The 10882-nt window shown below is 41.4% G+C and carries 10 protein-coding genes and 1 tRNA gene; 5 read left to right on the top strand and 6 right to left on the bottom strand.

The window, feature by feature from the left end; translation table 11 throughout:
- Positions 1-32: 32 nt before the first annotated feature.
- Complete coding sequence (locus WBJ10_RS00550; protein ID WP_424287573.1) at positions 33-287, bottom strand: 4a-hydroxytetrahydrobiopterin dehydratase; 255 nt, start codon at positions 285-287, stop codon at positions 33-35.
- A gap of 1 nt (position 288) precedes the next feature.
- Positions 289-633, bottom strand: coding sequence for an MmcQ/YjbR family DNA-binding protein (locus WBJ10_RS00545; RefSeq protein ID WP_424287571.1), 345 nt, complete (start codon positions 631-633; stop codon positions 289-291).
- 77 nt (positions 634-710) lie between these two features.
- On the opposite strand from WBJ10_RS00545, the gene pepT reads away from it, so the two are divergent.
- Both pepT and WBJ10_RS00535 read left to right on the top strand, forming a co-directional pair.
- The gene (gene pepT, locus WBJ10_RS00540) at positions 711-1964 is read left to right on the top strand and encodes a peptidase T (protein ID WP_424287570.1); all 1254 of its coding nucleotides are present in this window, start codon (positions 711-713) and stop codon (positions 1962-1964) included.
- A 141-nt stretch (positions 1965-2105) separates the two neighbouring features.
- The gene (locus WBJ10_RS00535; protein WP_424287568.1) at positions 2106-2888 is read left to right on the top strand and encodes a hypothetical protein; all 783 of its coding nucleotides are present in this window, start codon (positions 2106-2108) and stop codon (positions 2886-2888) included.
- A gap of 82 nt (positions 2889-2970) precedes the next feature.
- On the opposite strand, the gene WBJ10_RS00530 is transcribed toward WBJ10_RS00535, so the two are convergent.
- Together WBJ10_RS00530 and WBJ10_RS00525 are read right to left on the bottom strand one after the other, a co-directional pair.
- Positions 2971-5301: a M1 family metallopeptidase gene (locus WBJ10_RS00530; RefSeq protein ID WP_424287566.1), complete on the bottom strand. Its 2331-nt coding sequence runs from the start codon at positions 5299-5301 to the stop codon at positions 2971-2973.
- A gap of 125 nt (positions 5302-5426) precedes the next feature.
- Positions 5427-6002, bottom strand: coding sequence for a HupE/UreJ family protein (locus WBJ10_RS00525; protein WP_424287564.1), 576 nt, complete (start codon positions 6000-6002; stop codon positions 5427-5429).
- Positions 6003-6076: 74 nt separating this feature from the next.
- Between WBJ10_RS00525 and WBJ10_RS00520 the strand changes: the two genes are divergently transcribed.
- On the top strand, positions 6077-6565 hold the full coding sequence (locus tag WBJ10_RS00520; RefSeq protein ID WP_424287562.1) for a DUF6702 family protein: 489 nt from the start codon (positions 6077-6079) through the stop codon (positions 6563-6565).
- Between the two features lie 76 nt (positions 6566-6641).
- On the opposite strand, the gene WBJ10_RS00515 is transcribed toward WBJ10_RS00520, so the two are convergent.
- Together WBJ10_RS00515 and metG are read right to left on the bottom strand one after the other, a co-directional pair.
- A tRNA-Arg gene (locus WBJ10_RS00515) sits at positions 6642-6716 on the bottom strand.
- Positions 6717-6719: 3 nt separating this feature from the next.
- Entirely contained in the window at positions 6720-8819 is a 2100-nt protein-coding gene (gene metG, locus WBJ10_RS00510; RefSeq protein ID WP_424287575.1) for a methionine--tRNA ligase, read from the bottom strand.
- Between the two features lie 795 nt (positions 8820-9614).
- Here metG and WBJ10_RS00505 point away from each other — a divergent pair.
- Together WBJ10_RS00505 and WBJ10_RS00500 are read left to right on the top strand one after the other, a co-directional pair.
- Positions 9615-10523, top strand: a complete 909-nt coding sequence (locus WBJ10_RS00505; RefSeq protein ID WP_424287560.1) for a S66 peptidase family protein — start codon at positions 9615-9617, stop codon at positions 10521-10523.
- A gap of 16 nt (positions 10524-10539) precedes the next feature.
- A partial coding sequence (locus WBJ10_RS00500; protein ID WP_424287558.1) for a DoxX family protein occupies positions 10540-10882 on the top strand: 343 nt, incomplete at its 3' end.

Raw genomic sequence — 10882 nt, 5'->3', positions numbered from 1 at the left:
TAAGGTCAGAAATACTTTTTTAACGAGGATCATCATTTACTTAAAGCATCTATTTGTTCAGCAAGATTCCTGTCTTTAGCAGTGATTTTGTCGCCCTCGCTATGCGTGCTTAAACTAATGCTTACTTTGTTATAAGAATTACTCCAGTCGGGATGGTGATCCATTTTCTCAGCCAAAAGGGCAACTTTATTCATGAAGGCCCAGGCGCTTATAAAATCCGGGAATTTGAAGTCTTGGGTCAATGCTTCAGCCTTTGTCGCATCGTTTATGGTTTCTTTCCAGCTCATATTACATCATTTCTTGTTTACTTTTGGGAAGGCTTTTAACAATCAGGTCGTACGAATGATCGATCATCTCCTTTAGCTGCTGATCGTTAAGGCGCCCATTCATAAAAACAGTATTCCAATGCGTTTTGTTCATATGATAACCGGGCTGAACTTCTTCGTATTCTTCCCGAAGAGTAACAGCCAATTCAGGATCGCTTTTAACATTAAAACGGTCCGGCTGCTCCATGCCGATCAGGAGAAACATTTTGTCCATCACTTTGAACACGAGCGTTTCGGGGCCAAAAGGCAAGGTTTCCGTCAAATGCTTTTTTTGCAAACAGTAATCGCGTAAGGTTTCAATATTCATAGGAATAATATAGAGCCTTTATGATAAGCCGGCGATACAATTGGTTATTTTTGTGTAAGTCCTAAAATTAAGCAAAAATGAGTGCTCCTGAAAATATATCCTATACTGTGGTAGAGCGGTTTATAAAGTATACTGCTATTGATACGCAATCTGACCCCTCCTCCACTACCTTTCCCTCAACAGAAAAGCAAAAAGATCTTGCCAGAGTGCTGGTGTCTGAACTATTAGAAATTGGCCTGGAAGATGCGCATCTTGATGCAAACGGGTATGTATATGCAACCCTCCCATCAAACACTGAAAAAGATGTTCCGGTGATATGTTTCTGCTCCCACATGGATACATCTCCCGATTGCAGCGGCGCCAATGTGAAGGCCATTATTCATAAGAATTATCAGGGCCAGAATATTATACTTCCTGATGATGAAACTCAGATTTTAAAAATGAAGGATCATCCCGATCTCAAAGATCAGATAGGAAATGATATCATTACTGCCAGCGGCAAGACTTTGCTTGGGGCAGACAATAAAGCAGGTCTTGCGGAGATCATGGATGCGGTCAAGTACTTAGTTTCTCATCCGGAACTTAAGCATGGTACTATTAAAGTACTTTTCACTCCAGATGAAGAAATTGGAAGAGGCGTGGATATGGTAGATCTTGAAAAGCTTAAAGCTGATTTTGCATATACTGTAGATGGAGAAACCGTAGGTTCAATTGAAAACGAAACTTTTTCCGCTGACGGAATTAAGCTCATTATCCATGGCGTCAGCAGCCATCCCGGTTTTGCGAAAGGCAAAATGGAAAGCGCGATTAAAATTGCTTCGCAGATAGTAGCCTGTCTGCCAAAAGAGAAACTATCTCCTGAAAGCACAGATGGGATGGATGGCTTTATACATCCTGTGGCCTTAACGGGATCAGTCGAGGAAGCCACAATAGAATTTATTATACGCGACTTTACAGACATCGCTTTAAGAAGTCACGAGCGCATATTGGATGTGATTGTGCAGGAAGTGTTGGAAGAATTCCCGAACTCTAGCTATCAGCTCATCGTAGAAGAGCAATACCGAAATATGAAGGCAGTGGTGGATCAGCATCCCAAACTGATGGAGCTGGGTGTGAAGGCGATAGAACGGGCCGGACTTAAAGCTAAAACACAAAGCATAAGAGGTGGAACCGACGGCTCAAGACTATCATTTATGGGCTTACCCTGCCCAAATATATTTGCTGGCGAACATGCATTCCACGGAAAACAGGAATGGGTTTCGGTTCAGGATATGCAAAAGGCCGTCCAAACTATTATTAATCTAGCCCTGTTATGGGAAGAGGAAAGCTAATCGTCATATATTTGCAATGCTTTTTACGAATTTTAAGCGTTTATAAATTAAAGAGTTGAAAATCACGTATGTGAATAGTGCTCAGCTGGATACCTGAGCCTTTTAAACCCTATAGCCCATTATTAGTCTTAACTAAAAGAGATGATCAGAATAAAAAATATATTATTAGCTGTTGCCATTATTTCCCTGCTTAATTTACCTGCCGCTTTCTCACAGAAAAAAGCAGAATTAATCAATACACGGTGGGCACTTAGTCCCGTTGTTGCTGATGGATCCCTGAGCGACTGGCCAGACAGCCTTTCCATGTTTAACAAGGAGACAAACCTCAATTATGGACTCGCAAATGATGATAAGAATGTCTATCTGGCGATAAGAAGCGCTTCTAAACAAGACCTTACAAAGATTCTCGCTGGAGGAATTAGTTTTTCCGCGAATATAGAAGGCAAAAAGAAAGATCCTCCAACCGTTATCTTCCCGATTCTTGACCGTACGCCGGGAAAAAATAGAAATGCCCGCGAACAGCCGGAGCTTGAAGAGAGGCAACAGCAAATTCTCTCCAGAATAAAAGATATTAAGGTTACCGGTTTCAAAGAAATAATTGACGGAGGTATATCTCTTCAAAACACTTATGGAATCCGGGCTGCTGCCTCTTTTGACAAAAACAACAACTTGGTTCAGGAAATCATTATTCCACTGAGCTTATTAAATCTCAATACAGCAGATGGCGGTGAAGTAACATACAGTATCCGTGTTAACGGCTTGCAGATACCAGCAGATCGTGCAGTTAATCAAAGACAAACCACTCAGCGGCAACCCATGGGCGGAATGTATGGTAACCAGTTTCCGCCTCGTAATAGTGCGGTGAACAAATTACTGACAAGCAAAGAGTTTTACATCAAAAGCCGTCTGGCAACCAAACAATAGAGATAGTATATACAAACAGTATTAAATAAAAAAAGCTCTCCAGATAAGGGAGAGCTTTTTTTTATGTCCTTTTTTGAGACGTTTATTTTTTATTAGTCGCTTTTTTCATTGGATTAGCGCCGCTTGACACTCCTCTTGCACCCTGGCTTCCTTTGAATAGTTCAAACCTGTTCGGAACTAATTGTCTTGGCCACATGTTATTACTTTCATCAATATCTGCGGTTTCCAAATAAGGGTCAAGAACGATACTCGTAACCTCTTTCTTCTTCGCAAATACTTTAGAAACCTCTGATTCATTTAACTTCCAGATCTCCGCAGGAATTCTGTCTATTTCCGAAGTACCATCCGCAAAGTTAAATTGAACGATTAATGGCATAACCAGACCGCCAACGTTTTTGAAATTTAACTGATAGAAGGTTAATCCACTGTTTAGCATTTCCTTTTCTTTCGGACTTAAGCGTGCCATGAATTCTGCGTACTGCTTCTCATCCTCAGGAGTTACGCTGAATGGATTGTATGAATTGTAAAAATCACGGGTAGAAGGATCGGATTCAACCACTGTTGTAGGGTTATCTTTTAGATTGTTAGCCCTGCTAACATTAGCTTCCTCTCTGTCAAAGGCTTTTTTCAGTTCTGCCTTCCTTTGAGCCGGTGTAAGATTATTAAGCTTAGACACGCTTACAGACTCTAAAGAAATATCAACAGGCTCAGTTTCGAAAAACCATCCTCTCCAGAACCAATCCAGATCGACTGCTGAAGCATCTTCCATCGTTCTGAAGAAATCGTCCGGCGTAGGATGTTTGAATTTCCATCTCAAAGAATACTGTTTAAATGCGTGATCAAAAAGCTCCCTGCCCATTACCGTTTCTCTTAAGATATTCAGAGCAGTGGCAGGCTTTGCATAGGCATTTGGACCAAACTGGATAATGTTTTCAGAATTCGTCATGATTGGCTCCAGTAAGTTCTTTTCACCTCTCATATAAGGAACGATTTTGTTAGCTGGCCCTCTCCGTGAAGGATAATTTCTGTCCCACTCCTGCTCAGCCAAAAACTGCATGAAAGTATTTAAACCTTCATCCATCCAGGTCCACTGACGCTCATCAGAATTGACGATCATCGGGAAGAAATTGTGCCCCACCTCGTGAATGATAACGGAGATCATTCCATATTTAACCGCATCTGTATAAGTACCATCAGAATCAGGACGGCCGTAATTAAAACAGATCATCGGATATTCCATTCCATTGGATGCCTCAACCGAGATCGCGACCGGGTAAGGATAATCGAAAGTTCTGGACCCGTACGATTTTATAGTGTGAGCAACCACTTTTGTAGAATACTGCTCCCAAAGCGGATTACCTTCTTTTCCATAATAGGACATCGCCATCACATCCTTTTCTTTTTGCTTCACAGCCATAGCATCCCAGATAAACTTGCGGGATGAAGTCCATGCGAAGTCCCTTACGTTTTCAGCATGAAAGATCCATGTTTTCTTATCCTTTGCTTTAGATTTCTCTAATCTCTCCGCCTCAGACTGGGTCCGGATAATAACGGGTTTATCGTAAGTTTTCTTCGCCATTTCCCATCTATTAAGCTCGGTAGCACTTAACACACTTTGGGGATTTTGAAGCACTCCCGTTGCTCCTACCATATGATCGGCAGGAACGGTGATTTTTACTTTATAATCACCGAAAGTCAGTGCAAATTCTCCTTTACCTGCAAATTGCTTATGCTGCCAGCCTTGAAAATCGGAGTAAACGGCCATTCTTGGGAACCATTCAGCCATCGTATACAGGTAGTTCCCATCCTTTTCAAAAAACTCATATCCAGGGCGGCCACCAATAAAGCTCATTCTGTCGTGAATATTAAAGGTCCAGTCCATTGTGAACTCTAATTTCTCTCCCGGTTTTAACGGTTCCGGAAGATTAACCCTCATCATGGTTTTATTGATGGTTACCGGAATATCCTTTCCTGATAAGTCCTTAACCGACAAAATCTTGTAGCCAAGATCCAGATCGTGCCATAGGATGCTACTAAGCTGATTCATCGTCATATTAGGAGTAATTTTACTCTCCGTCGTTTTAGGTGTATTGGAATCTTTCGCCCGCTCGTTCTGGTCGAGCTGAATCCATAAATATGAAAGCGGATCAGGTGAGTAATTGTAATAGGTAACCTTCTGCCAGCCTTTTATCGACTGGTTATCGTCATTCAGTTCTACAGTGATTTCATGATCGGCTTTTTGCTGCCAGTACATGTGTCCGGGTGCGCCCGAAGCGGTTCTGTACACATTCGGAGAACGAAGCTCGGTACCCAGCTGCTCAAAACGCTCCGCATGGTTCTGTTCGCTGGTTTGAGCATGAGATATGAATCCGCTAATTAACAGGGTTGCAACAGATAGAAATTTCTTCATCATTAATAAAAATTGTATCGTATGATAATTGGTAAAAGAATTGTCGCCTGGTGTTTTGTTTTAAATCCGAACCAGGCTGACAGATAATCTTTCTAAGATAGACATTCAAGGGAAATTAAAACAAACCTTTACCAGAACTTTGTTTCAATCATCATCATCAATGACATCCCAAGCACAATGGATGAAATCACGATAGTCCAGTCTCTCTGCTTTACTTTAAGCCAGATAAGCGGCAGGAGTGAAAGTATCAAAAATGAAGCGACTATAACTAATTGCCCGGCTTCGAGGCCGATGTTAAAGGCAAATAAGGGATTTAATATGGAGGCTTCATTTCCCAAAAGAGCTTTCAGATAATTAGAAAATCCCAGGCCATGAATAAGACCAAAGAAGAATGCAAACAAGTAATTAAGCTGCAGGCCATTTGCAACTTTCGGCTTTCGTATATTGGAAATCGCTGTGATAGCAATTGTTAAGGGTATTAAGAATTCAACCAGGGCGCCATTAACGTTAATGAGCTTAAGTGTGGCAAGAGCCAGTGTAACGGAGTGCCCGATTGTAAAAGCAGTAACTAACAGAAGGATCTTTTTCCATTGTGCCGGAGGGTACAAGCTACAGAGTACCACAACGAATAGGATATGATCAAAACCTGCCAGATCTAGTATATGAGTAATACCTAGCTGGAAATACAATTCAAATTGCCCCATATTCAAAGAGATGTTTAAATGAAATATTCAGTGTAGCAGGATATTCCATAAATTGCGAAAAATAAACAAACGACATGTTTCATAACTACGTTCTTTCAGTTTTCCTTCTCTTTCAATTTATATTTCACCCTTTTTACATTAGTCTCACTGAAATCAAGTACAATCCTAAAGAAAAATCTCTGGAGATCTCTCAGAAAATTTTCCGTGACGATCTGGAAAGTGCTTTAGCTGAACAATACAAGTCCAAGATTAATTTTTTATCGCCTGGAAATAAGGCTGAACTGGAGAAAAAGGTTAAAAACTATATTCTCCAGAATAATGATATATACATTAACGGTGAAAAATTGACATTGAATTATCTGGGATATGAGTTAGAGGATGAGGCTATCTGGTTTTATCTGGAAGCACCTAAAGTACCTGTCCCTAAAACCGCAGATATAAAAAGCTCAATTTTGCATAAGGACTTTGATTCACAGCAAAATGTGATTAATTTCTACCTGGGCAAAAACCCGAAAAGTTTGATCTTGCTGAAGGAGAAGGATAGGGGGGTGATTAGATTTTAAATAACCACCCGTTGATTCCTACCGTTTTCTTCATAGAAAAAGAGCCTTTTGCTATTAACACTCGAATGGAGTGGATTGGTGGTCCCGGCGGGAATCGAACCCACATCTAAAGTTTAGGAAACTTCTATTCTATCCGTTGAACTACGGGACCCTTTTACCTAATTACACTCCCACCGGGAAAGTCCTCTGAAGGCGCAACAAAACTAAGCTTTCCTTCTGAATTTTCAGCCATTAGTATCATCCCTTGTGATAAAATTCCTTTTATCTCCCGGGGTTCAAGATTAAGGAGAACGGATACCTGTTTACCTATTATTTGTTCCGGCTCGAAATATTCCGCAATTCCGGATACGATAGTGCGCTGATCAATGCCAGTATCCACCAGAAGTTTCAACAACTTCTTCGTTTTAGCAACTTTTTCAGCAGCAAGGATTTTCCCAACGCGAATATCCATCGCAGAGAATTGGTCGAAAGTAATATTCTGTTTAGCGAATGCCGGTTCAACTTCTTCCTGGGCATTAGCGGTCTTAGTATCCATTAATTTCTTTATCTGCTTCTCGATGGCCTCATCTTCTATTTTTTCAAAAAGCAAAGACGACTCATTCAACTGATGCCCGGTTTCCAGCAAATCCATTCTTCCAGCTTTATCCCAATCCTGCACTTTCAGATTCAACATCTCAAACAGCTTGGCAGATGTGAAAGGCAAAAATGGCTCTGCAAGTATTGCTAGATTCGCTGCAATTTGCAAACCGACATTCAATACTGTTTTTACACGTTCCTCATCCGTTTTGATTACTTTCCATGGCTCTTCATCAGCAAGATATTTATTGCCCAGACGCGCAAGGTTCATGAACTCAGAAAGAGCTTCCCTAAATCGATATTGCTCAATAGAAGAGGATATGCTGGAAGGGAATTTCTTCAAGTCCTCCAGAGTATTTAAATCACTCGCTGTTAATTCTGATCCGAAGACAACCTTCCCGTCAAAATATTTATGCGAAAGAACCAGTACCCGATTTATAAAATTTCCGAAGATTGCTACCAGTTCATTATTGTTTCTAGCCTGGAAATCCTTCCAGGTAAAGTCGTTATCTTTTGTCTCAGGGGCTGTAGCTGTTAGCACGTACCGCAGCACATCCTGCTTACCGGGAAAATCCAATAGGTACTCATTTAACCACACCGCCCAGTTGCGTGAAGTGGAGATCTTATCGCCTTCCAGGTTAAGGAATTCATTTGCCGGAACATTATCGGCGAGAGTATACTTTCCATGCGCCATTAGAATCGCGGGGAAGATGATGCAATGGAAGACAATGTTATCCTTACCTATAAAATGGACGAGCTTTGTCTCTTCATCCTGCCAGTATTTCTCCCAGCTTTCTGTTGGCTTTAAAGACTCCTTAATGTAATACTCCTCTTTCTTCTGTTGATCTAAATCCGCATCACAAAGATCTTTTGTCGCAGAAATATAGCCGATCGGTGCTTCGAACCAAACGTAAAGAACCTTTCCATCAGCGCCTGCTACCGGCACATCAACTCCCCAATCCAAATCGCGGGTCATTGCCCTTGGATGTAAGCCCCCATTTAACCAGGATTTGCACTGTCCGTAAACATTAGGCTTCCATTCTTTATGCGAATCAACGTAGGCCTCAATCTGCGGCTGCATTTTATCAAGCGGCAAAAACCAGTTTCTGGTTTCCCTGAGAACAGGTTTAGCCCCCGATAAGGTAGAATGCGGATTAATCAGTTCGGTAGGGCTTAAAGATGTCCCGCATTTTTCGCATTGATCGCCATAAGCACTTTCATTTCCGCAATTCGGACAAGTACCTACTATATACCGATCGGCCAGAAATTGCCCCGCACTTTCGTCAAAATATTGTTCTGTGACTTCTTCAGTAAAAACACCTTTATCATATAGGGTTTTAAAGATATCAGATGCTGTTTTATGATGGGTTTCAGAGGAAGTCCGGTGATAGATATTAAACGAAACTCCAAACTCCTGAAATGAGTCACCGATCACCTTGTGATATTTATCAACAACCTGCTGCGGCTTGATTCCCTCTTTACGGGCTTTCAATGTGATGGGTACGCCATGTTCATCGGAACCGCAAATAAATACAACATCATGCCCGGACGATCTGAGGTATCGTACATAAATATCAGCCGGGACATACACGCCAGCAAGGTGGCCGATATGTACCGGGCCGTTTGTATATGGAAGTGCTGCTGTTACGGTGTATCTTTTGTAATTCTTTCCCAAAATCTGATTCTTTTCTTTGTTCGTTTAATCTTGCAAAGATAAACGCTAAGGGCGTAACTTTCTAATGGGATAAATCCCTGCCTTGCAGTAAAGATGATAATGTAGTAGTGCAAAGCATCTTAGTGTATATTACTGCAAGTTGTTAAACGTCAGTTTGGCCGTGGTAATACCTAATTTCCTGGTTTAAACGCCTCAATAAAAAAAAACCACTCTTGATTTAAACGATTTCAGGCGAGTTTTTGTACCGAAACACAAAATGGTACATAAATGAGGTTTTGTTCGTACCTTCTTCGTAACTTGTTCGTCTCCGACCCCATTTTGACTAGCGCCAGGGCAATATTAGACGAAGAAGGTACGAACTTGGTACCTACTTGGTACGAAGGAGGTGGTAAGGAGATCATATGGTGTTGCCAAACTGTTTCCCACGCTCCATACCCCGGTTGCAATTTCCCCGCCACACTTCAATTAAGACTCTTAGAGAGGCTTTTGTTCATTCTTAATACTGGATAACATCCGCTAAGATAAATGGTATAATGGGGCTTATTTCTAGAGTTCAAATTTCCCCCGAAGCGCTTGTCAATTTTTTAACCGCCTGGGACTTAAAATTTCATTCGAGTCGGTAAACTACGTATTTGTGTTCTAAAAAAGTTTTCATGAATATAACTTCGTGTATTTCTCGGTCAATTCGCACGAAACCTTCCGAGTAATAGAAAGTCACTAGCAATTGGATAAGGCCACGAAATATAAAAGGGTATTTGTTAATTTGCAGAAGTAACAAATACTTTAATCGCTATCCCTTTGACAGCTCCCCCATATTTAAACCCAGGCGACACCGTCGCGATTACCTGCCCGGCAAAAAGTCTCCCCGTACCCATTGATGATGCAGTGGCTTTAATAGAGTCATGGGGCTTGAAAGTTGTATTAGGTGAAACAGTTCACTCCTCGTGGAATCAGTTCGCTGGTACCGATGAACTTCGTGCTGCTGATTTTCAGCGCTTCCTGGATAATCATTCAGTTAAAGCTATTTTCGCTGCACGTGGCGGATACGGAACTATCCGCATTATCGATGCCATTGACTTTAGTGGATTTGAAGCCAATCCGAAATGGATTATCGGATTTAGCGACATCACAATCCTTCATAGCCATATTCAAGCTGTTTATAACACCCAAAGCATTCACGGGCAAATGCCTTTGACTATTCCCGACGGCTCGAAAATATCTTTAGAGACTCTGAGAAAAGCTTTGTTTAATGAGCCTTTTGGATATACCTACGAAAGCCTTGTTGAAAATCGAAGCGGTGAAGGTTCAGGAATCCTTACCGGTGGCAATCTGACTTTATTACAAATGATGTCTGGATCAGTCTCTGAACAGGATTATAAGGGTAAAATTCTTTTCCTGGAAGATGTGGGTGAGTATTTATATTCTATCGACAGGATGATACTGAGTTTAAAACGGGCAGGGATACTTGCTGGTTTAAGGGGACTTCTTATTGGTGGCTTCACTGATTTGAAGGATAACGATATTCCTTTCGGCCAGACTGCTGAAGAAATAATCATAGGGCATGTAAAAGAGTATGATTACCCGGTTTGTTTTAATTTCCCGGCAGGCCACATTGAAGACAATAGGGCATTAATATTCGGCCGCGAAGTAAGCTTACAAGTGGAAGATAAGCTGGTGACTTTAAAATATACAGAACATCTTTCTTAACATATAAAATCTAATTATGGCCATACTAGCTTCACTTGGAAAATACAGAAACACGGGATTATTGATGATGCGTGTCGGTCTCGGTATTATGATGATTTATCATGGCTACCCGAAGCTTCTTGGAGGCACGGAACAATGGGAAGCCGTTGGCAGCTCCATGAAATACCTTGGAATCCATTTCACCCCGGTCGTTTGGGGATTACTGGCTGCAGTTACCGAAACTTTTGGTGGATTTCTATTAGTATTAGGCCTGGCATTCAGGCCGGCCTGTTTATTATTGATGTTTACGATGGCCGTTGCTGCGACCATGCACCTGAACAACGGTGATGGCTTAATGACTGCGTCCCACGCTATAGAGC

This window comes from Daejeonella sp., from assembly GCF_049655485.1.
Classification (GTDB): domain Bacteria; phylum Bacteroidota; class Bacteroidia; order Sphingobacteriales; family Sphingobacteriaceae; genus Daejeonella.
The sequence above is the reverse complement of the archived record's forward strand: the minus strand, read 5'-3'. Positions and strand labels throughout refer to the sequence as shown.